Annotated in this window: 16 protein-coding genes, 5 tRNA genes and 1 riboswitch; of the genes, 6 read left to right on the top strand and 15 right to left on the bottom strand. The window is 71.2% G+C overall.

Annotated elements, in window-relative coordinates:
- Window positions 1-157, bottom strand: a riboswitch (cyclic di-AMP (ydaO/yuaA leader).
- Window positions 158-432: 275 nt separating this feature from the next.
- The 4 genes from SPRI_RS19590 to SPRI_RS19575 all read right to left on the bottom strand — a co-directional run bounded on the left by SPRI_RS19590 (window position 433) and on the right by SPRI_RS19575 (window position 3,676).
- A complete protein-coding gene (locus SPRI_RS19590) occupies window positions 433-1,602 on the bottom strand; it encodes a PP2C family protein-serine/threonine phosphatase (protein WP_005315378.1) in 1,170 nt (389 codons plus the stop codon).
- Between the two features lie 192 nt (window positions 1,603-1,794).
- Window positions 1,795-1,868, bottom strand: a tRNA-Met gene (locus tag SPRI_RS19585).
- A 91-nt stretch (window positions 1,869-1,959) separates the two neighbouring features.
- Window positions 1,960-3,150 (bottom strand): globin domain-containing protein, encoded by a 1,191-nt coding sequence (locus SPRI_RS19580; RefSeq protein WP_053557134.1) that lies wholly within the window; start codon window positions 3,148-3,150, stop codon window positions 1,960-1,962.
- Between the two features lie 82 nt (window positions 3,151-3,232).
- Complete coding sequence (locus tag SPRI_RS19575) at window positions 3,233-3,676, bottom strand: RrF2 family transcriptional regulator (RefSeq protein WP_005315374.1); 444 nt, start codon at window positions 3,674-3,676, stop codon at window positions 3,233-3,235.
- A gap of 194 nt (window positions 3,677-3,870) precedes the next feature.
- Here SPRI_RS19575 and SPRI_RS19570 point away from each other — a divergent pair, with 194 nt between their 5' ends.
- Complete coding sequence (locus tag SPRI_RS19570) at window positions 3,871-4,548, top strand: class I SAM-dependent DNA methyltransferase (RefSeq protein WP_005315373.1); 678 nt, start codon at window positions 3,871-3,873, stop codon at window positions 4,546-4,548.
- Window positions 4,549-4,632: 84 nt separating this feature from the next.
- Here SPRI_RS19570 and SPRI_RS38515 read toward each other — a convergent pair whose 3' ends face one another.
- The 8 genes from SPRI_RS38515 to SPRI_RS19535 form a co-directional block, all read right to left on the bottom strand.
- Complete coding sequence (locus SPRI_RS38515) at window positions 4,633-4,806, bottom strand: hypothetical protein (protein ID WP_005315372.1); 174 nt, start codon at window positions 4,804-4,806, stop codon at window positions 4,633-4,635.
- Window positions 4,807-4,939: 133 nt separating this feature from the next.
- Window positions 4,940-5,015 (bottom strand) — tRNA-Lys (locus SPRI_RS19565).
- Window positions 5,016-5,126: 111 nt separating this feature from the next.
- Window positions 5,127-8,165 carry an FG-GAP-like repeat-containing protein gene (locus SPRI_RS19560; protein ID WP_005315370.1) on the bottom strand — a complete coding sequence of 1,013 codons (3,039 nt, stop codon included), beginning with the start codon at window positions 8,163-8,165 and terminating at the stop codon, window positions 5,127-5,129.
- A 269-nt stretch (window positions 8,166-8,434) separates the two neighbouring features.
- Window positions 8,435-10,588: a DEAD/DEAH box helicase gene (locus tag SPRI_RS19555; RefSeq protein WP_053557133.1), complete on the bottom strand. Its 2,154-nt coding sequence runs from the start codon at window positions 10,586-10,588 to the stop codon at window positions 8,435-8,437.
- A gap of 239 nt (window positions 10,589-10,827) precedes the next feature.
- Window positions 10,828-11,409, bottom strand: a complete 582-nt coding sequence (locus SPRI_RS19550) for a hypothetical protein (protein ID WP_053557132.1) — start codon at window positions 11,407-11,409, stop codon at window positions 10,828-10,830.
- Between the two features lie 105 nt (window positions 11,410-11,514).
- Window positions 11,515-11,877, bottom strand: a complete 363-nt coding sequence (locus SPRI_RS19545) for a fluoride efflux transporter FluC (RefSeq protein WP_053557131.1) — start codon at window positions 11,875-11,877, stop codon at window positions 11,515-11,517.
- The gene (locus tag SPRI_RS19540) at window positions 11,874-12,371 is read right to left on the bottom strand and encodes a fluoride efflux transporter FluC (RefSeq protein WP_005315362.1); all 498 of its coding nucleotides are present in this window, start codon (window positions 12,369-12,371) and stop codon (window positions 11,874-11,876) included. The genes SPRI_RS19545 and SPRI_RS19540 overlap by 4 nt, the downstream gene beginning before the upstream one ends.
- Window positions 12,368-12,718 carry a metallopeptidase family protein gene (locus tag SPRI_RS19535; protein ID WP_037774286.1) on the bottom strand — a complete coding sequence of 117 codons (351 nt, stop codon included), beginning with the start codon at window positions 12,716-12,718 and terminating at the stop codon, window positions 12,368-12,370. The genes SPRI_RS19540 and SPRI_RS19535 overlap by 4 nt, the downstream gene beginning before the upstream one ends.
- 74 nt (window positions 12,719-12,792) lie before the next feature.
- Here SPRI_RS19535 and SPRI_RS19530 point away from each other — a divergent pair, with 74 nt between their 5' ends.
- The 4 genes from SPRI_RS19530 to SPRI_RS19515 all read left to right on the top strand — a co-directional run bounded on the left by SPRI_RS19530 (window position 12,793) and on the right by SPRI_RS19515 (window position 14,775).
- Complete coding sequence (locus tag SPRI_RS19530; RefSeq protein ID WP_053557130.1) at window positions 12,793-14,409, top strand: metallophosphoesterase family protein; 1,617 nt, start codon at window positions 12,793-12,795, stop codon at window positions 14,407-14,409.
- A gap of 80 nt (window positions 14,410-14,489) precedes the next feature.
- Window positions 14,490-14,562, top strand: a tRNA-Glu gene (locus tag SPRI_RS19525).
- 39 nt (window positions 14,563-14,601) lie between these two features.
- Window positions 14,602-14,676, top strand: a tRNA-Asp gene (locus SPRI_RS19520).
- Between the two features lie 22 nt (window positions 14,677-14,698).
- Window positions 14,699-14,775: transfer RNA gene (locus SPRI_RS19515), tRNA-Phe, on the top strand.
- A gap of 126 nt (window positions 14,776-14,901) precedes the next feature.
- On the opposite strand, the gene SPRI_RS19510 is transcribed toward SPRI_RS19515, so the two are convergent.
- The 3 genes from SPRI_RS19510 to SPRI_RS19500 are packed head-to-tail and all read right to left on the bottom strand — an operon-like array spanning window position 14,902 to window position 16,934.
- A complete protein-coding gene (locus SPRI_RS19510; protein ID WP_005315357.1) occupies window positions 14,902-15,735 on the bottom strand; it encodes a cytochrome c biogenesis CcdA family protein in 834 nt (277 codons plus the stop codon).
- Window positions 15,732-16,463 carry a DsbA family protein gene (locus SPRI_RS19505; protein WP_053557129.1) on the bottom strand — a complete coding sequence of 244 codons (732 nt, stop codon included), beginning with the start codon at window positions 16,461-16,463 and terminating at the stop codon, window positions 15,732-15,734. The genes SPRI_RS19510 and SPRI_RS19505 overlap by 4 nt, the downstream gene beginning before the upstream one ends.
- Window positions 16,464-16,517: 54 nt before the next feature.
- Complete coding sequence (locus SPRI_RS19500) at window positions 16,518-16,934, bottom strand: hypothetical protein (RefSeq protein WP_053557128.1); 417 nt, start codon at window positions 16,932-16,934, stop codon at window positions 16,518-16,520.
- Window positions 16,935-17,045: 111 nt separating this feature from the next.
- Here SPRI_RS19500 and hrpA point away from each other — a divergent pair, with 111 nt between their 5' ends.
- Window positions 17,046-20,996: an ATP-dependent RNA helicase HrpA gene (gene hrpA, locus SPRI_RS19495; protein WP_078951269.1), complete on the top strand. Its 3,951-nt coding sequence runs from the start codon at window positions 17,046-17,048 to the stop codon at window positions 20,994-20,996.
- The last annotated feature ends 8 nt before the right edge of the window (window positions 20,997-21,004 follow it).

Here is a 21,004-nt window from a genome sequence, read left to right as displayed (position 1 = left end):
CCTTTCCTTCCTTCTCGCCTACCGGGTTAGCTGACGGGTTCGGAGCAGGAAGGTCTCCTACGGGCGCCCTCGACCGCGGACTGAGCGGCGAAGGGTGACCGATTCACCCCAATTGGTGGTTCCCCGGTTCCCTTACGGGATTCGGCACGTGCGCACGGCGCCGCCTCTGCGACGGCTGGGACGACCGCACTGCGTTATCGAACGTTAATAGACGGCGGTGCCGGATTCCAAGCTGTTCCGGGTGATCATTAACGACTTCGGCCGGTACTTACCCGGACAGAAACGTCCGGAACCGGGCGAGTTGATCAAACGTCAGCGGCGGTCACAATTCTGATGGTGTATCAAATGTTATGCGCACGGCTGCTCTTCGACTACGGAGCGTGCGCACAGCCCGCATCCGGCCGGGCCTGCACCGATATCAGGCCGAGGCCGTCACCCGGATCCGCCGCGGCCGCCCGGCTCCGGGGGAACCACCGGCACCGTCCTGCGCCACTCCGGCTGCCCTTCCGCCGGCCTGCCGACCGCCAGCAGCGCCATGTCGTCGCTCGAACCGCCGCCGGTGTACCGGCGCACGTCGTCGACCAGCGCGTCCAGCAGCTCCCCCGGCCCCGGGAAGAGACGCCCGGCGAGCCGTTCCACCGGGTCGTAGAAGACACCGCGGGTGTCCCGCGCCTCCGTCACCCCGTCCGTGTAGAGCAGCAGCGTCGCCCCGTCGGGCAGCGGGTACTCGTCCGCCCGGTCCGGCCACGCCGCCAGGTCACCCATCCCCAGCGGCAGCGCGGGCTGCGCCGGCGCAAGGACGTCCAGCGCCCCGTCGGCCCGGAGCACCAGGGGTTCGGGATGGCCCCTGTTCACCAGCCGCACCAGGGCCTTGCCGCGCGGGATCTCGCCCAGTACGGCGGTGGTGAACCCCTCGACGGCGTCCAGCCCCTCCCGTCTGGTGCCCTCCCGCTTGAGGGCCCGCTCCAGCCGCTGCGCCACGCCCTCCAGCGAGCGCTCCTGCTCCGCTGCCTCGCGGAAGGCGCCGATGAGCACCGCCACCGTCCCCACCGCCCCCAGCCCCTTGCCCCGTACGTCGCCGACGAGGAGGCGTACGCCGTGCGGGGTGTCCTGCACCGCGAACAGGTCACCGCCGATGAACGCGCCCGCCTGCGCCGCCTCGTACCGGGCCGCGATGTGCAGACCACCGATCCGGTCGGCAGGCGCGGGCAGTACGGCACGCTGCGCCGTCTCCGCGATCACCCGGGCGGAGGCGAGCCGCTGACCGCTGCGCCGCACGAGGGTGTTGATGAACAGCGCGAGAACGACGACGGTGACCACCGTGGTCGTCTCGGTGAGGACCGTGATCTGCCAGAAGCTCCGGTTGACGGCATGCAGCACACTCAGGGCCAGGAGCGCCGCGAGCCCGGTCAGCAGGGTCGCCATCCACGTAAGGACGGGGGCCGCGACGAGCGGGGCGGCGGCATAGAGGGGTACGGCGGTGAACCGGGGAGGGGTCAGAACGTCGAAGACGACCCCACCGACGATCATCGCCATGGGCAGCACGCGGACGAACCACGGGGCCCTTCTGGCGCCGCCCTGATCTCGCCACTCCTGGCCCAAAGGTGGTCTCCTGCCGGGTCCTACCGGGTCCGCTGACGGCTGCGGACAGTACCGCGCCCACCTCAGGCTGGACGCCGACGCGCCGCGGGGCGACTTCCCGTCGCCCGACCGGGCGACGGGCGTTGCACTGCCGGAAAAGCCACCGGCCCGGTGGTCGATCTTCTCGATCGACCACCGGGCCGGTGTCATCAGTAGCGGGGACAGGATTTGAACCTGCGACCTCTGGGTTATGAGCCCAGCGAGCTACCGAGCTGCTCCACCCCGCGTCGGTGAACACAACCTTACGCCATGCGGAGCAAGATCCTTACCAATTACGAGGTGCGCCGGGGGGAGGCCGGAAAAAACTGCCGTCGGCGGCTACTCCTGCCCGAGCCAGAGATCGGGTCCGAACACCTCGTAGTGGACGGCCGCGGCGGGCACTCCCCGGCGCAGCAGGTCACCCCGCACGGCACGCATGAAGGGCAACGGCCCGCACAGACAGGCCGTGAGCCCCTCCGGGAGGTCCAGTGCGCCGATGTCCACCTGCCCGGTCGCCGCATCCGCGTCGCCGCCGGTCTCGTACCAGAGGTGGAGGGACGCCGACGGGAGGGCGTCGACGAGGCGGCGCAGCTCCTCGCGGTGGGCGTGGTCGGCCGGGTCGCGGTCGGCATGCACCACGACGACCGGGCGGGCGGAGCCGGTGGCGGCGAGGTGCCCGAGCATGGCGAGCATCGGCGTGCTGCCGATACCGGCGGAGGCCAGCAGCAGCGGGCCCTCGCCGTCATCCAGCACCAGATCGCCGAAGGGCACCGACACGGTCAGCCGGTCCCCCACCCGCGCGGTCCCGTGCAGCCACGAGGAGACCTCGCCCTGCGGACCGGCCGCGCCCCGCACCCGCTTGACGGTGATGCGCCAGTGCGGCCGGCCGGGGGCCGTGGAGAGGCTGTACTGACGTATCTGCCGTGCTCCGTCGGGGAGTTCGGCCTGGACACTGACGTACTGCCCGGGCCTGAAGGCCCCGGCGGGAGATCCGTCGTCCGGCTGGAGGAGGAACGAGACCACGTCCGGCGTCTCTTCGCGCCGCTCGACGATCTCCATGCCGCGCCACACCTCACCGTCGGCGGTGCCGGCCTCCTGATAGAGGCGGGCTTCCACGGCGGTCAGGGCGTTGGCCATCAGCCAGTAGACCTCGTCCCAGGCGGCGGCGACCTCAGGGGTGACGGCGTCGCCCAGGACCTCCGTAATCGCCGCGAACAGATGCTGGTGCACGAGCTTGTACTGCTCGGAGGTGACACCCAGGGAGGCGTGCTTGTTGGCGATCCGCGCCAGCATCGCGTCCGGCCGCTCCTCGGGCCGCTCGAGCAGCATGCCCGCGAAGGCGGCGATGGAGCCGGCCAGCGCCTGCTTCTGCTCGCCGGTCGCCTGGTTGCCCCGGTTGAAGAAGTCACGCAGCAGCTCGGGCCGGTCGTCGAACAGCTTGCGGTAGAACAGCTCGGTGATGTCACCGATGGCGGCTCCGACGACGGGGAGGGTGGCACGGACGACCGGTACGGACTGCTCGGAGAGCACGACTACTCCTTAATTGGTATGTCATCGGCGCATTAAAAGCCGTCGTTCTCGACCCCCTCGGGGGCACGGCTTCAAACTGATTTCATCCGGTGCGGCGACCCGAGAGCCCGACCAGGACCGGCCCGGCGGGCGAAGCCACCAGATCCGCCACCGTCAGCGGGTCCAGGGTGGCGTGAAAGGCCTCCTGCGCGTCCCGCAGCGCCCGCCGCAGCCGGCAGGCCCCGCGCAGGGGGCACGGTGCATCGCCCTCACAGGCGACCACTTCCCCTTCCCCCTCCAGCTCCCGCACCAGCCAGCCGACGGACGCCCGGCGGCCGAGCACGGTCAGCTCGAGGCCCCCGCCGCGCCCTCGCCGGGCTTCCAGGACTCCGAGGTGCTGGAGCCGGGCGATCGCCTTGGCCATGTGCGCGTACGGGACGTTCATCTCCTCCGCCACCTCGCGGGTCGTCAGGGGCCCGCCCTGCTCCAAGACGGCGAGGCGCATGACGGCGCGAAGCGCCAGATCGGTGAACTTGGTCAGTCGCACGAGGTGACGCTAACAAACACGCATTTGAGAGTCGTATTTGGGGTCCCGTTCCGCGCGCGGCCCCGGAATCCCGGGCCACCCCCGCTCTGCCGCCGAGCGCCCGAATCGAGCGGCCTGCGATGCACATCCGCCTGACATCGGGCAGCGGCGGGGTGATTATGGGACACCCAAGGCGGCCTCCGAAAGGTACTTTCGTGACAAACGGGAAAAGCGACGCCGACTACGAGGGCATGAGGCCCGATCGCAGGGAGCAGGCAGAAGCCTTCGACGCCATCGGCGACAGCTACGACGACGCCTTCCCGCACAAGGAGGGCCAGGTCTCCGCCGGCGATTGGCTGGCCGGGGCACTGTCCACGGGGGCGCGGGTGCTGGACCTGGGCTGCGGCACCGGAGTTCCGACCGCGCGCCGGCTGGCGGACGCCGGGTTCCAGGTGGTGGGCGTCGACCTGTCGAAGGAGATGGTGAGACTCGCCCAGGAGAACGTGCCGGAGGGGGAGTTCCACCAGCTCGACATCGCGGACCTCCGGCCGGACGGCGCCGCGGACCTCGGCCGCTTCGACGCGGTCACGGCCTTCTTCTCCCTGCTCATGCTCCCCCGCGCCGAGATCCCCGAGGCGCTGCGGACCGTCCGCCATCTGCTGGTCCCCGGCGGCCTGTTCGTGCTCTCGATGGTGGAGGCGGACATGGACAACCGCGCGATCCCGTTCCTCGGAAAGAGCATCCGGGTGTCCGGCTACCTCCGCGAGGAGCTGCGCAAGGTCGTCGAGCAGGACTTCGAGATCCTCGAGGAGTCCTCGTACACCTACGCCCCGGCGATCAGCGACGTGCCGCCGGAGGAACAGGTCTTCCTCTGCTGCCGACGACGCGGCTGAGCGTCCGGCCCGCGCGGCCGCCGACCGGACAGGCGGTGCGGGCGCCCACGGGGAGCGGCGCGATCATCGCTCCGGTGTACGCCGCTACCCCGCCGGCCGGTCGCCGGGGTCCTCGGTCGCGGTGTCCTGCCGCGGAACCGTGTACTCGTGCCCGCACTTGCCACAGAGGTACCGCTTCGCCCCGAGCTCCTCGTCCTCCGTCCTGGTGATGTCGTGCTGGATCCCGGTCGTGTGGTCGCAGTCGTCTTCGAGAGCCATGGGTACACCTCCTGATTCCAGTGTGCGCGGGTATCAGGGGTGCCTGCGGGCCCGCCCCCGGGGGCCGGGGCCGCCCGCTCGGGCCACGAACAAGATCAGCCCCAGGCCAGAACCTTCCTGACCTGGGGCTGAGTGGTAGGCCGTGTGGGACTCGAACCCACAACCAACGGATTAAAAGTCCGCTGCTCTGCCAATTGAGCTAACGGCCCTCGGCGCAACACCCCTGAGCATAACCAAAGAGATCCCCGGAACCGATCGGGTATCCGACACCGGCCCGGTCCCGCCGCGGCCCGGTCGTCCCGGGCCGCGGCAAAAGCACGTCAGTACAGGCCCTTGAACGCCTGCCAGCCGCCCGTGCCGATCACCACCCGGGCCGCCAGCGTGCCGGTCCCCGTCGCGCTGTGCCGGTACAGCCGGCCGTCACCCGTACGACCCACGAGCTCCGGCTTCCCGTCACCGCTGATGTCGCCCACTCCGACCACCGAGGTGTAGCCGCCCCAGCCCGTCGCCAGCTTCACGCGCGGCGTCACGGCACCCGATGCGGTGCCGTAGTACCGCCACAGCGCACCCGCCGAGTCGATGCCCAGCAGGTCACCGTGGCCGTCACCGTTCAGGTCGCCGACCCCGGTGATCTTCGTGTACGTCTTCCAGTTCGTGCCGATCTTCACCCGGCTCTTGAGCCGGTGATCGGCCGTCCCCGCGTAGAAGTACATGTCGCCGGTCGACGCCTGACGCGCCACCAGGTCCTGGTACCCGTCGCCGTTCACGTCTCCAGGGGAGGTCAGCACGTCGTACTGCCCCCACCCGGTGCCGATCAGCGTGTACGGGGACGACGCGGACACGATCCTGCCGCAGCCCGGCCGGTACGCACGCAGCTGATCGCCGACCCGCACCAGGACGTCGTTGCAGCGGTCCCCGTTCACGTCACCGAACGGCACCGGCACCGACGACGTCGGGAACACGCCACCCGACCCGGCGATCCGCGCCGACAGACCACCCGAGCCCGTGCCCTTGTACAGCGACACCAGACCCGCCGAATCCATCACCAGCAGATCGCCGGCACCGTCGTCGCCGACCAGATCCCGCCGGACCGCCCCGGCGCCGGTCACGGACACCGCGCCCGCCGCCGTCAGGTCCGCGCCCTGGCCGTCGGCCGGCTTCACGCTCAGCGCCCACGTGTACGCGCCGTTCCCGACGAACCTGCCCGCCGTGTCCTTGCCGTCCCACACCGGGCCCACCACGCCGCGCGCCTCGCCCCCTGACAGGGTCCGGACCACCGCGCCGGTCGTCCTGCTCGTCAGCGTCAGCTGCCACGACCCGGCAGGCTTCGACAGCCACCAACGCGGCTTCCACGCCCCGGCCTTCAGGTCCGCGCCCGTCGCCACGTCGGCATCGATACGGGCCAGCGGCGAGGCCGGGATCCCGAGATCGGCCACCCGGATGTCACCGGCGGCGTTCTCCTGGTAGGCGACGCGGCCGGCGGCGGTGTCGACGGCGTACAGGCCGGACTCGTAGTTGTAGTCGCTGGTCAGGTAGGTCGCCTTGAGGACCGGCTCGGGACCGCGGACGTCGGTGACCCGCACCTCCCGGCCATGGGTTTGGACGACGTAGCCGTCGCCGAGCTGCGAGAACGGCTCGGTGTAGTCCAGGTTGGTGTTCTTGTCCAGGTCGTAGATGCCGCCCCTGTCGGGGATGCCGGCGCAGCTCCAGCTCAGCCAGTGGGCCGTGACCTTGAGGAACTCCGCCCGGCAGCCGGTTCCGAGATCCACCGTGCGCTTCACGGCGCCGGTGCGGACGTCGTAGCCGACGACCGTTCCGTTCACCGCGCCCTGTGTCCACAGAGTGTCGCCGTACAGGTCGTGGTCGAACGGAACCTCGAACGTGGCGAGTCGCTTGCCCGTGTCCAGATCGAAGGCGGTGTTGGACACCCACTCGCCCGTCCCGGTCCGTCCGCTGCCGATCGCGTAACGCCCGGAGACGTCATTGATCCGGACGTTCTCGAGTTCGTCGCTGAGGACGCGCCCCGAGGTCCCGCCCGGCTCCACCACCAGGGCCGGGAGGTCCGACCCGTAGGGCGGCTGGACGACCATGCGTCCGTCGCCGGTGGCCATGGGTTCCGGACAGCCGTTCGAGTCGGTGCACTCTTCGAGCGGGAAGCCGAAGTCACCGTGCTCCTGCGTCGCTCCGGCCGTCAGCTCACCCGTGACCGAAACCGTCCGCGAACGGTAGGAGTTGGTCTCGTCCGGCATCCGCTCGAGGGAATGGAGCCGGCCATGGCTGAAACTGAGCGACCTCGGCTTCGAGGTGAGCGGGGTGACGTCCGCCAGCTCGGCCGCGGTCGTCCCGTCCCCCTCCGCCCGGAGCCGCTGGACGCCCAGCGCGTCGGCGGCCGTACCGGCGACGAGCAGCAGCCCACCGTCCGGAGCCGCCATCACCTGTCCCCGCCCGTGGGCGAAGAGCGTGGTCTCGTCCCCGCCCGTGCGCGGCACGGAGACCACGCGGTACGGGGCGGAGGACGCCTGGCCGGAGGCGCGGCCGACGATCAGCCGGTCGCCGACGACGCCGAGCAGCACATCGCCCTCGTTGTACGGGAGATCGGCCGTGGCGGTCAGGGCGAGCGGCCCCGACGCGTCGGCGCCCCCCTTGGCGTAGAACCGCGCCTTGCCGTCCTTCGCCCACTCCACGACCTCGGTCGGGCCGTGAACGGTGGACACCGGCCGAGCGGTCGCGTCGGCGGGGAGGGGGCGGACCTGTGCCGAGGCCAGATCGACCCAGCCGGAGCGGGGGACGCCACCCACCTCGTACGTGACGAGGACGCCGTCCGCGCCCCCGGTCACCGCCTTGGCGGGCGGCAGCGCGCCCTCCGGCCAGCCGGTCACGGGTGTGTCCTGCACCGAGCCGTTCACCAGCCGGAGCAGGTGCCACGCGCGCGGGGCGGTCGCCGTCTCCTGGGTGAAGGTGACGACCGTGGAACCGAAGGCACCGACGTACCGGTGACCGCTCGGGATGTCGAGGTAGCTGACGCTGTCCGTGGCCATGTTCACCAGCCGGACCGAGTCCGACCGCGGTGTCCAGTCGGCCAAGTACGTGGCGAAGCCGTCGAGACCGGCACCGTACGTGCCGTCGGCCTCTGGCCCCTCCTCTTCCACGGAGATCGGCGTGGAGACACCGGCATAGGTGCTCCAGAAATGTCCGACGCCCTGCTCGTAGCGCAGGTAGCCGGTGGGGCCCGCGACGAGCGGGACGACGGTCCGCGGCTGTGACGCGGCGGCCGCCGGAAAGACGACTCCGTCGCCCTCGGCCGCGGTGGCCGTGAGCGCGAAGGGGCCGACGCCGGCGACAAGGGTCGCTGCGGCCACGGCTGCGATGGAACGGCGTACGAGAGCGCTTCGAGGCACTCGGGTCCCTCCCCGGGATGCATAAGAGAGGCATGGGGCAATCAGCGGTGCCGGTGCTGGAACAGCAGTGTGTGAAGGCCCCCCCGGGCCGCACCCGCCCCCATGCAAGTGGGCTGACATTAACAGCAGCCTCACCAGCAACGGAAGGGGTTTTCGAACCCGTTCAACGCGACAGGGCCCGTACGCCACCGAGGTGTCGTACGGGCCCTGTTTCAGCAGGTCACACAGCGTCAGCCGTTGCGCTTCCAGCGCGGCTTGTCGTCACGGCGGCCGCCACCGAAGGAGCCGGAGCTCGAACCGGCGCCACCGCGGTGGTCGTCGCGGCGGCCGTACGGGCGGTCGCCGGCACCGGGACGGAAGCCGCTCGAGGGGCGGTCGTCACGGCGGTCACGGTTGAACGGACGGTCGCTGCCACGGTGACCGGCGGGGCGGTCGTCGCGGCGGAAGCCACCACGGTCGCCACCGCGGTCGTTGTCCCGGCGGAAGCCGCCACGGTCACCGTCACGGCGCTCGAAGGAACGGCCACCACGGTCGTCCTCGCGGCGGAAGCCGCCACGGTCGCCACCGCGGTCGTCACGGCGCTCGAAGGTACGGCCACCGCGGTCGTCACGACGGTCGTCGCGACGGAAGCCACCACGGTCCCCACCGCGGTCGTTGTCCCGGCGGAAGCCGCCACGGTCACCGTCACGACGCTCGAAGGAACGGCCACCACGGTCGTCACGACGGAAGCCGCCACGGTCACCACCGCGGTCGCCGCCACGGTCGTCACGGCGCTCGAAGGAACGGCCACCGCGGTCGTCACGACGGTCGTCGCGGCGGAAGTTGCCACGCTCGTCACGGCGGTCGGACGAGGGACGCTCGTCACGGGAGTCGCGCACCGGCTCGGCCTGCTCCGGCACCGCGGCGAGCTCGGCCACCGCGGCCTCGGTCACCTCGGCGACCGCTGCCTCCGGGTCCTCACCACGCTCACGGGCGGCGCGGGCGACCAGACGGTCGGCCTCCTCGCGCAGCTCGGTCGCACGGCGCTGGACGCGCTCGAGCTGGCGGGTCAGTTCGACGACCTCGCGCTCGGCCTGCTTGGCGGCGTTGTTCGCGGAGTCGGCCTGGACCTCGGTCAGCGAACGGGCGCCGGTGATCTCGGCGACCTCCGGGTCGAACGCGCCCGCTCCGCCGACGATGTGACGCGAGGCGTCGACGCCCGCGTCCTCCATCAGGCGGAAGATCTGGCGGCGCTGGTGCGGCAGCGACAGCGAGACGACGACACCGGACTTGCCGGCACGGGCCGTACGGCCGGAGCGGTGCAGGTAGTCCTTGTGGTCACCGGCCGGGTCCACGTTCAGGACCAGGTCGATGCCGTCGACGTGGATACCGCGGGCGGCGACGTCGGTCGCGACGAGCGCGTTGACGTAGCCCTCCTTGAAGTCGGCCAGCGTGCGGGTACGGGCGCCCTGGGTCATACCGCCGTGCAGCGCGTCCGCCTTCACGCCCGACTCGCGCAGCTGCTCCGCGATGCGGTCGGCGCCGAGCTGGGTGCGGACGAAGATGATCGTGCGGCCCTTACGGGCGGCGATGGCGGCCGTGACCGGCGCCTTGTCCTTGGGCTTCACGACGAGCACGTGGTGGCTCATGGTCGTGACGTTGCCCTGGGCGCTGTCGACCTCGTGCGTGACCGGGTCGGTCAGGTAGCGCTTGACCAGCGTGCTGATCTCGTTCTCCATGGTGGCGGAGAAGAGCATGCGCTGGCCGCCGGCCGGGATCTGGTCGAGCAGCTCGGTGACCTCGGGCAGGAAGCCCAGGTCGGACATCTGGTCGGCCTCGTCGAGGACTGCGACCCGGACGTTCTCCAGGGAGCAGGCGCCGCGGTTGATGATGTCGCGCAGGCGGCCCGGGGTGGCGACGAGGACGTCGACGCCGCGCTCGAGGGCGTAGATCTGGTTGCCCATGGAGGTACCGCCGCAGACGACCTTCATCTTGAGGCCGAGCACGTCGCCGTAGGGCTGCAGCGCGTCCGCGACCTGCATCGCGAGCTCACGGGTCGGGGTGAGGATGATCGCGCGGGGCTTCTTCTTCTCGGTGTGGCCGCCGGCCAGCGTGGCCAGGGTCGGCAGACCGAAGGAGAGGGTCTTGCCGGAGCCGGTGCGGCCACGGCCGAGGATGTCCTTGCCGGCCAGGGCGTCCGGGATGGTCGCGGCCTGGATCGGGAAGGGCGTGGTCACGCCGTTCTGGGCGAGCTTGCGCACGACGCCCTCGGGGAGACCGAGGTCGGAGAACGTGGTCTGCGGCTCCTCGGAGGCCTCTGCGGCCTCTGCGGCGTCGACGACGACCGTCTCGACAATCTCGTCGTTCTCGGGCATGACGGCGTGATCAGTGCTGAAAGTGGACATGCGAAATGCGAAACCTTCCGGAGTCTCGGCACGCGCCCAAACTCCGTGAATTCGCAATTCGACCGCCTCGATGCGGTCAGCCACGGCTAGGGAGAGTACGCGCCACGCGGCGCTCTTCTGTTTCGGCGCCGGGCAATGGGATCAAACGATCTACCACCATACGCACCCTCCCCCACCGAAGGCAAACCGCTGCCGAGTGACCCCCGGCACACCACCGGGGTCCGAGCCGGACGAAGACCCTAGGCGGCGTGCCCGCCCGCCCCGTCCGGGCGCGGTTGCGGTGATGCCGAGGGCTCGGCCTCCGCGTCGGCCGGCACCTTCCGCATCGCCCCGGCGTGCACCTCGGGCGCGGACGAGGCGCTCGGCGGGTCGGACGGCTGCGGCGACGCCGGCGGCGGTGGAGGGCTCTCCACCGGCGGCTCGGGCGACTCCTCCGGCGGCATGGACGGCTGCGGCGCGGAAGCGGAGGGCCCGGCGTCCCCGGAGGGCGCGGCCGGCTTCGGTTCGGTGGGCTGCCGCCCGGCCGCGGAGGGCGCGGGACCGGCGGAGGCCGAACGGCTCGGGGAGGGCGAAGCGCTCCCGCCCTTCCCGTCCGGGGCGCGGGAGGAGTCCCCGCCGCCCGCCTGCCCGGCGTGTCCGTCCGGGAGCACATGTCCGCCGTCCGGTTCCGCCCCCGTCCCGCGCCGCTCCGCGGACGAGCTCGGCGCGGGCTTTCCTCCGCCGCCGTCGTCGCTCACGCTCATACAGCCTGCCGAGGCCAGGACCGCCAGGGAAGCGGCGATCCAGACGGCCGTACGGCCGGGGGCTGACAACTGGCGCACGGGGGCACCTCCGGTGCAGGGGACGCGGGTTTCCCTGCCCAACTCCCGTCACCCCGCAAGGGACACGCCCGGGATCCCGCTCACGGCGCGGGCCGGCTCGCAGGGTCACGCGGTGAGGGCGCGCGCCAACTCCAGCCCCAGGAACACCGATCCGAGCCCGACCAGCACCGAGGCGCCCACGTTCGCCGCGGCCAGGAACCGCCATCCGCGCTCGGCCAGCCGCAGCGTCTCGTACGAGAATGTGGAATAGGTCGTCAACGCCCCGCACAGCCCGGTGCCGAGCAGCGTGTACGCCGGCGAGGACACCGCCGCACCCGCCACAGCGCCGAGCAGCAGGCTTCCCGCGGCGTTCACCACGAACGTGCCCCAGGGGAACACCGAGTCGTGGCGGACCTGCACCGCACGGTCCGTCAGGTACCGCAGCGGCGCGCCGAGGGCCGCGCCCACCATCACCAGCAGCCAGTTCACGACGCCGCCGTCCGGCCGAGCGCCGCCCTGGTCGCCGAGGCGCCCAGCCACACCGCGCCCATCGCGCCGGCGAGCGTGCCGCCCGCGTAGGCGAGCGCGATGCCGGCCTCTTCGCGTTCCAACAGGCCGGAGAAGTCGTGGGCGTACGTGGAGAACGTGGTGAACCCGCCGAGCACGCCGACCCCGAGGAAGGGCCGCACCAGCGGCGGCGCCGTCCGGCCCTTCTCGCTGACGAGCACCATGAGCACCCCGATCAGCGCGCAGCCGGACACGTTGACCCAGAAGATCGCCCACGGGAACGTGCCCTCGGGCGTCGGCCACAGCAGGGTCGCCCCGTAACGCGCGCAGGCGCCGACCGCGCCGCCCGCCGAAATCGCGGCGAGCACGGGCCACTTGCGCCCGCCGGCCGTCTCGGCCCGCTGGGCGGGGACATGGAGGTCGACGTCCGGGTCGATGGCCTCCGCGCCGCCGGCGGCGTCCGCTCCGGATCTCACCCGTACCCCAGCTCGTGCAGCCGCTCGTCGTCGATCCCGAAGTGGTGCGCGATCTCGTGCACCACGGTGATCTCCGTCTCCGCGACGACGTCCTCGCGGGACTCGCACATCCGCAGCGTCGGCCCCCGGTAGATGGTGATCCGGTCGGGCAGCACGCCCGCGTACCACTCCCCGCGGTCGGTCAGCGGAGTCCCCTCGTAGAGGCCGAGCAGGTCGGGGTCGTCCGAGGCCGGCTCGTCCTCCACGAACACGGCGACGTTGTCCATCAGCCGCGTCAGTTCGGGCGGGATCCTGTCCAGGGCCTCGGAGACCAGTTCCTCGAACTCCTCGCGCGTCATCTCCAGCACCCGGCCATTGTCACGTACGCCGTGCGGGTGGTCGCCCCGGCATGGCCGCCCGCCGGTGTGGGCATACGGGACCAATGGCCCGCCAAGCCCAGGAACCGCACCGCTCGCCCACGTCGTCCCCGCCGATCCCCGCCGCACTGCGCCGGCTCCTTCGCCGCCTCGGGAAACGCGGCGCGCCCGCCTCCCCGACCCCCCTCCCCGCCCTGGCCCCGGCCCCCCGGCCGTGGGTCCGGGCGCTGGGACTGACCGCCGTCGTGCTCGTGGGCGCCTGGCTGGGGCTCCTGATCGTCGGGAACGTCCGTACACCGGTCGGCCCCATGGACACGACGATGACGCTTCGGCCGTCCCTGAACGGCGGAACGAAGATCAACGTTTCCCCGCTGGGCGCGCTGGAGCTCGACTCGCACACCGCACCGGTGCGTCTCGACGTCGACGTGGACCGCCTGGACCCGGTCCGCTCCCAGGCCCTGGTGGAACGTCCGGAACTGATTTCCGGCCTCGAGGACGAGATCACCCACGACGTGAGGGACGGCACCGCGGAGCTGGCCTTCCGGTCCTGCGTCGCCGTCGTCTCGGGAGCCACCGCACTCGGCCTCGCCGTCTACCGCCGCCCGCGCCGGGCACTGGCGGCGGGCGGCCTGGCGCTGGCCCTGCTGGCGGCGTCCGGTGTCAGCGCGTACGCCACCTGGAACCCGAAGTCCGTCCTGGAGCCCAAGTTCTCCGGCCTGCTGACGTCCGCGCCGTCCGTCGTCGGCAACGCCCGCTCGATCGTCACCGAATTCGGCATCTACCAGGAGGAGTTGGCGCGACTCGTCACCAACGTCACCAAACTCTACGAGGCGACCTCCACGCTCCCCGCCTATCAGCCCGACCCGGGCACGATGCGGGTCCTGCACGTCTCCGACATCCACCTCAACCCGGCGGCCTGGCACATCATCGCGTCGCTCGTCGAGCAGTACGACATCGACGTGATCATCGACTCCGGCGACACGATGGACCACGGCTCCGCCGCCGAGAACGGCTTCCTCGACCCGATCTCCGACCTCGGCGCCCCGTACGTCTGGGTGCGCGGCAACCACGACTCGCGCACCACGCAGGAGTACCTGGAAGACCTCGAGAACGTGCACGTCCTCGACGACGGCGAAGCCGTGAGCGTGGCGGGGCTGCGCATCGCCGGCAGCGGCGACCCGCAGTTCACCCCCGACCGGTCGGTGGTCGCACAGGGCGACCCCGCCGAAGTGATGACGGGCATCCGCCTCGCCTCCTCGCTGCGCGACCAGGAAGCCGCGGGCACACCCGTCGACATCGCCGTCGCCCACAACCCGGTCGCCGCCCGCGAGACCGACGGAACGGTCCCCCTCGTCCTGGCCGGTCACGTCCACCGCCGCCACACCGAGGTCCTCAAGCACGGCACCCGCCTGAAGATCGAGGGCTCCACCGGCGGCGGCGGCCTGCGCGCGGTCCAGAACGAGAAGCCGGAAAAGGTGCGCGCCTCCGTCCTCTATCTGGACCGGACGACCCGCCGGATGCAGGCGTGGGACGAGATCACCCTGGGCGGCCTCGGACTGACGACCGCCGAGGTCAGCCGCCACCTCGCCGAGGACCCGACGGCGGAGCCCTCGCCCTCGGGATCACCGTCCGGAACCCCCTTCGGCACACCGTCCCCCGGCACGCCGAGCCCCTCCCCGTAAACCGTTTTGGCGATAGCTCCCCGCATCCCATATGCTTCTCACGTCCCCGACGCGCTGCGAAGCGCCCAGGCGGGCCCTTAGCCCTCATCGTCTAGTGGCCCAGGACGCCGCCCTTTCAAGGCGGTAGCACGGGTTCGAATCCCGTTGGGGGCACGCTTTACCGTGTGCGAGACTTGGTCTCGCACATAGCTTGGTCCTGTGGAGCAGTTTGGAGTGCTCGCCACCCTGTCAAGGTGGAGGCCGCGGGTTCAAATCCCGTCAGGACCGCTGAAGCTCGAAAGAGCTTCGTGGCTGGGTAGCTCAGTTGGTACGAGCGATCGCCTGAAAAGCGATAGGTCGCCGGTTCGACCCCGGCCCCAGCCACCATCGGAAGGCCCCGGCTCATCGAGCCGGGGTCTTCTTCGTGTGCTGGGCCGGCGGATGTCCGGGCGATGCCCAGGGACGTCGTCCGCGCCGCAAGGGCCCGCCCCGGCCGGGCGGGCCCCACGCACGTCAGGCGCGCTCGCGGTCGCCCCGGCCGGCCCGCAGACGGACCGCCACGATCACGGCGGTCGCCGTCACCACCAGGGCCAGCAGCGCCCAGTCGGGGATCGCGCCGCCGACGCCCGACGCCCACTCCTCGACCGCGAACGAGTCGTCGACCGAGAGCAGTCCCGGCAGCGCCGTGGTGCCGTCGAAGACCAGGAACAGCGTGCCGAGCACGACGAAGAACAGTCCCGAGAGCAGCGACGTCGTGTGCAGCTCGAAGCGGCCCGCCCGCAGCGTCCGGCCGCGCAGCCACCGGCGGCGGCCCAGGTCGAACCGCTCCCACAGCAGCGCCAGGACGAAGAGCGGGACCGCCATGCCCAGGGCGTAGACCGCGAGGAGCAGACCGCCGTAGACCGGGCTGCCGCTGACCGCCGCCACAGTCAGCACGCTGCCCAGGATCGGCCCCGCGCAGAACCCGGCCAGGCCGTAGACCAGGCCCAGCGCGTACACGGACACCGCTGTCGTCGGGCGGATGCGGCCGGACACGGAAGCGATACGGCGGGAGGCGAATCCCATGCCGAGGATCTGCGCGACACCGAGCACCACGATCAGCCACCCCCCGGCCAGGACGAGCAGGTCACGGTGGCCGTAGAACAGCCGCCCCGCGTACGACCCCGCCGCGCCCAGCGGGACGAGGGTGGTGGCCAGGCCCGCGTAGAAGATCCCCGTACGGGCCAGCAGCCTGCCGGCCGAGTCGACGGAGTAGGCGAAGAAAGCGGGCAGCAGCAGTGCGCTGCAAGGGCTGATCAGCGCCAGCAGACCGCCGAGGAAGGCGGCCGGATAGCCGATGTCGCTCACCGGCCGTTCCCCTCCGCCGCCTGCTTCGCCGCCTCGATCGCCTCGGTGAACGTCTCCATCGGCTGCGCGCCCGCGACGGGCCGCCCGTTGATCAGGAACGACGGGGTGGAGGTGGCTCCCAGCCCGTACGCCTCCTCCTGGTCCTTCCTCACGGCCTGCCGCGCCGCGTCACTGTCCAGGTCCTCGGCGAAGCGCCCGGGATCGGCCACTCCCGCCTCGCGCGCGAGCGCCTGGAGCCGGTCCTCGCCGAAGCCCTTCTCCTTGGCCCCCTGCGCGTACGCGGCCGCGTGGAACTCCCAGAAACGGCCCTGCCGGCCCGCCGCCCAGGCGGCGCGTGCCGCGGCCTCCGACTCCTCGCCGAAGATCGGGAAGTTGCGCCACTCGATGCGCAGGGTGCCGTCCTCGACGTACTTCTTGATGAGCTCCGGCTCGGTGTCGCGGGCGAACTTCCCGCAGTAGCCGCACTGGAAGTCCGCGTACTCGATCATGACGACGGGCGCGTCGGCGCGCCCCACCGCCAGCGGGTCGGCGGCCTCGCGGCGGGCGAGCTTCTCGAGCTCCGGACGGGCGCCGTCCCTCGGGTCGGCGGAGACGTCGGCCACGGCGGAGGAGCCGCCGGCCGGCGCGTCCGGCTTGGTGGCCGTGTAGGACGCGAAGCCGAGCAGCAGCGCGGCGACGAGGACACCCGCGCCGATGGCGAGGGGCTTGGCGGAAGGGGAAGAAGACATGGTGGTGCTCCTGGGCGAAGGTCCGGCGGATGACGGTGGGGTGGGCCGCCGGGCCTAGACGCGCAGGACGGAGAGGGCGACCGGGGTGGGCGGCGCCGCCGGCGGCGGCGCGGGCAGCGGTGACCCGTCGAGGAACGCCCGGTCGGGCAGCAGCGCCCCGGGACCGGACGCGCCGCCGCCGTGGTGCAGCGCCGGCAGCAGTTCGTACGCGGAGCCGCCGCGCGGGGGCGTGCCCGGGTGGGCGTTCCGGTCGTCGTCATCGGCGCCCCGGCCGCAGCCCGGGGGCTGCGCGGGAGGGGCCACCGGCCCGGCCACCCAGACGGGCGCGGCGTCCGGCCCGGCGGCGGAGACCGGTGCGGGTTCGGCCGCCGCGCTCGCCGTGCCCATGCACCCGAGGAGGGCTCCCAGCAGACCGAGCAGCAGGCTCGCGGTCACCGCGAGGCGGTGCCGGCGGTCGCGGCCGGTCGGCATGGACGCGCTGTCCCTTCGGGTCGGGCGGGGCGGACGCGCTCCATACTGCACCAGGCTGCGCGTGAAATGAGTTCGCCAGTCGTTTCCCGGGGGTGCGATCCTGGAGTTCGTATGTCTACTTCCTTCGCCGACCTTCAGACCCTGCTGGCCGGGGCGTCGCTGCGCGACGCCCACCGGCTCGGCCGCCGTCTCGAAGGCGCCCGCCGCATCCGTAAGCCCGAGGCTCGGCAGGCCGTGCTGGACGAGATCGCCGCAGAGGCGGAGAAGTCCGCGACCCGCGCCGCGCTCCGGGCCACCCGCGTGCCCCAGGTCTCGTACCCGGAGCAGCTTCCGGTCAGCCAGAAGAAGGACACGATCCTCGAGGCGATACGGGACCACCAGGTCGTGATCGTCGCCGGTGAGACCGGCTCCGGCAAGACGACGCAGATCCCGAAGATCTGCCTGGAACTGGGCCGCGGCGTGCGCGGCATGATCGGCCACACGCAGCCCCGCCGTATCGCCGCCCGCACGGTCGCGGAGCGGGTGGCGGAAGAGCTGGACACCCCGCTCGGCGAGGCCGTCGGCTGGAAGGTCCGCTTCACCGACCAGGTGAACCAGGACGCCACGTTCGTGAAGCTCATGACGGACGGCATCCTGCTCGCGGAGATCCAGACCGACCGCGAGCTGCGCGCCTACGACACGATCATCATCGACGAGGCCCACGAGCGGTCCCTCAACATCGACTTCCTGCTGGGTTACCTGGCGCAGCTGCTGCCGAAGCGTCCCGATCTCAAGGTCGTGATCACGTCAGCGACGATCGACCCCGAGCGCTTCTCCCGGCACTTCGGTGACGCCCCGATCGTCGAGGTCAGCGGCCGTACGTATCCCGTGGAGGTCCGTTACCGCCCGCTGCTCGAAGAGGACGGCGAGGAGAGCGACCGCGACCAGATCACCGCGATCACGGACGCGGTGGAGGAGCTGATGGGCGAGGGGAAGGGCGACATCCTCGTCTTCCTCTCCGGCGAGCGCGAGATCCGGGACACGGCGGAGGCGCTCAACAAGAAGCAGTACCGATTCACCGAGGTGCTCCCCCTCTACGCCCGGCTCTCGCACGCCGAACAGCACCGCGTGTTCCAGCAGCACACCGGCCGCCGGATCGTCCTCGCCACCAACGTCGCGGAGACGTCACTGACCGTCCCCGGCATCAAGTACGTGATCGATCCGGGGACCGCCCGGATCTCCCGCTACAGCCACCGTACGAAGGTGCAGCGGCTGCCCATCGAGGCGATCAGCCAGGCCAGCGCCAACCAGCGCAAGGGCCGCTGCGGCCGTACGTCGGACGGCATCTGCATCCGGCTCTACTCGCAGGACGACTTCGACGCGCGGCCCGAGTTCACGGACGCCGAGATCCTCCGGACGAATCTGGCGTCGGTCATTCTGCAGATGACGGCGGCCGGACTCGGTGACATCGAGAAGTTCCCGTTCATCGATCCGCCGGACCACCGCAACATCCGCGACGGTGTGCAGCTCCTCCAGGAACTGGGCGCGTTCGACCCGGCGCAGAAGGACCCCCGCAAGAAGCTGACGGAGATGGGCCGCAAGCTCTCCCAGCTGCCGGTCGACCCCCGGCTCGCCCGCATGGTCGTCGAGGCCGACAAGAACGGCTGTGTGCGCGAGGTCATGGTGATCGCGGCCGCCCTGTCGATCCAGGACCCGCGCGAGCGCCCGTCGGACAAGCAGACCCAGGCCGACCAGCAGCACGCCCGCTTCAAGGACGAGACGAGCGACTTCCTCGCCTTCCTCAACCTGTGGCGCTACGTCCGCGAGCAGCAGAAGGAGCGCGGCTCCTCCAGCTTCCGCCGGATGTGCAAGCAGGAGTATCTGAACTTCCTGCGGATCCGGGAGTGGCAGGACATCTACTCCCAGCTGCGCACGGTCGCCAAGCAGATGGGCATCCACCTCAACGACGAAGACGCGCCGGAGCAGTCCGTCCACGTGTCGCTGCTCGCGGGTCTGCTCTCGCACGTCGGCATGAAGGACGTGAAGGACGCCGGGGGCGAGAGCGGGCGGAGCACGGGGAAGAACGAGTACCTGGGCGCTCGCGGCGCCAAGTTCGCGATCTTCCCCGGGTCGGCGCTCTTCAAGAAGCCGCCGCGGTTCGTGATGTCCGCCGAGCTGGTGGAGACGTCCCGCCTGTGGGCGCGGGTGAACGCGCGGATCGAGCCGGAGTGGATCGAACCGCTCGCCCAGCATTTGCTGAAGCGTACGTACAGCGAACCGCACTGGGAGAAGGACGCGGCCGCGGTGATGGCGTACGAGAAGGTGACGCTCTACGGCGTGCCGATCGTCGCCCAGCGGAAGGTGAACTACGGGCGGATCGACCCCGAGGTCTCGCGGGACCTCTTCATCCGCAACGCGCTGGTCGAGGGCGACTGGCGCACGCACCACAAGTTCTTCGCGGACAACCGCAGGCTGCTGACCGAGGTCGAGGAGCTGGAACACCGCGCCCGCCGCCGCGACATCCTCGTGGACGACGAGACCCTCTTCGACTTCTACGACCAGCGGGTGCCCGAACACGTCGTCTCCGGCGCGCACTTCGACTCCTGGTGGAAGCACAAGCGCCGCGAGCAGCCCGATCTGCTCGACTTCGAGCGCGAGATGCTCATCAACGAGAAGGCGGGTGCGGTCACCAAGGACGACTACCCGGACTCGTGGCGGCAGGGCCGGCTGAAGTTCCGGGTGACCTACCAGTTCGAACCGGGCGCGGACGCGGACGGCGTCACCGTGCACATCCCGCTCCAGGTGCTGAACCAGGTCACCGACGAGGGCTTCGACTGGCAGATCCCGGGCCTGCGCGAGGACGTCGTCACCGAGCTGATCCGTTCGCTGCCGAAACCGGTCCGCCGCCACTACGTGCCCGCGCCGAACTACGCGAAGGAGTTCCTGGCGAGGGCCGTGCCGCTCCAGGAACCGCTGCCGGTCACGCTCGCGCGGGAGCTGCAGCGGATGGTCGGCGTGCCCGTCTCGGCGGACGACTTCGACCTCTCCCGTGTGCCCGACCACTTGAAGATCACGTTCCGGATCGTCGACGAGCGCCGTAAGAAGCTCGCGGAGGACAAGGACCTGGAAGCCCTTCGGCTCCGGCTGAGGCCGAAGGCCCGTCAGGCGCTGTCCAAGGCCGCCGCCTCCTCCAGCCCTTCCGGCGAGTCCCTGGAGCGCACCGGGCTCACCGACTGGTCGATCGGCACGCTCTCGAAGGTCTTCGAGACGCGGCGCGCGGGTCAGCCGGTCAAGGCGTTCCCCGCCCTGGTCGACGAGGGCGGCTCCGTCGCCGTACGGCTCTTCGACACCGAGGCGGAGCAGGCCCAGGCGATGTGGCGGGGAACCCGTCGCCTGATCATGCTCAACATCCCGGTGAATCCCGCCAAGTTCGCCTCCGACAAGCTGACGAACCAGCAGAAGCTCGCACTGTCCCGCAATCCGCACGGTTCGGTCCAGGCGCTCTTCGAGGACTGCGCCCAGGCCGCGGCCGACCGTCTGATCGCGGAGCACGGCGGACCGGCGTGGGACGAGGAATCGTTCCGGAAGCTGTTCGACAAGGTGCGGGCCGACCTCGTCGACCTCACCGTCCGCACGATCGACCAGGTGCAGCAGATCCTGGCCGCCTGGCAGGCCTGTGAGCGCCGCCTGAAGGCCACGAACAGCCTGGTGCTCATCAACAACGTCCAGGACGTGCGCAAGCAGCTGGACGCCCTCATGCCGGCGGGCTTCGTGACCCGCACGGGGCTGCGCCGGCTGCCCGACCTGATGCGCTACCTCGTGGCCGTGGACCGCCGCCTCCAGCAGATGCCCACGGGCGTCCAGCGCGACACCACGCGCATGGAGAAGGTCCACGAGATGCAGGACGAGTACGCCTGGCTGCTGGAGCAGCTGCCGCAGGGCAGGCCGGTGCCGCAGGAGGTCCTGGACATCCGCTGGATGATCGAGGAGCTGCGGGTGAGCTACTTCGCGCACGCGCTGGGCACCGCGTACCCGGTGTCCGACAAGCGGATCGTGAAGGCCATCGACGCGGCAGCGCCGTGACGGCCCGG

It is taken from the genome of Streptomyces pristinaespiralis (genome assembly GCF_001278075.1).
GTDB classification, from domain to species: domain Bacteria; phylum Actinomycetota; class Actinomycetes; order Streptomycetales; family Streptomycetaceae; genus Streptomyces; species Streptomyces pristinaespiralis.
Note: the sequence above shows the minus strand (reverse complement) of the source record. Positions and strands in the feature narration are given on the sequence as shown.

Bases quoted from the DNA above. Each gene is read 5' to 3' on its own strand.
- SPRI_RS19530 (WP_053557130.1), top strand. From the start codon at position 12,793: ATGGCCCGCCAAGCCCAGGAACCGCACCGCTCGCCCACGTCGTCCCCG.
- SPRI_RS19505 (WP_053557129.1), bottom strand. From the start codon at position 16,463: ATGTCTTCTTCCCCTTCCGCCAAGCCCCTCGCCATCGGCGCGGGTGTC.
- SPRI_RS38515 (WP_005315372.1), bottom strand. From the start codon at position 4,806: ATGGCTCTCGAAGACGACTGCGACCACACGACCGGGATCCAGCACGAC.
- hrpA (WP_078951269.1), top strand. From the start codon at position 17,046: ATGTCTACTTCCTTCGCCGACCTTCAGACCCTGCTGGCCGGGGCGTCG.
- SPRI_RS19500 (WP_053557128.1), bottom strand. From the start codon at position 16,934: ATGCCGACCGGCCGCGACCGCCGGCACCGCCTCGCGGTGACCGCGAGC.
- SPRI_RS19555 (WP_053557133.1), bottom strand. From the start codon at position 10,588: ATGTCCACTTTCAGCACTGATCACGCCGTCATGCCCGAGAACGACGAG.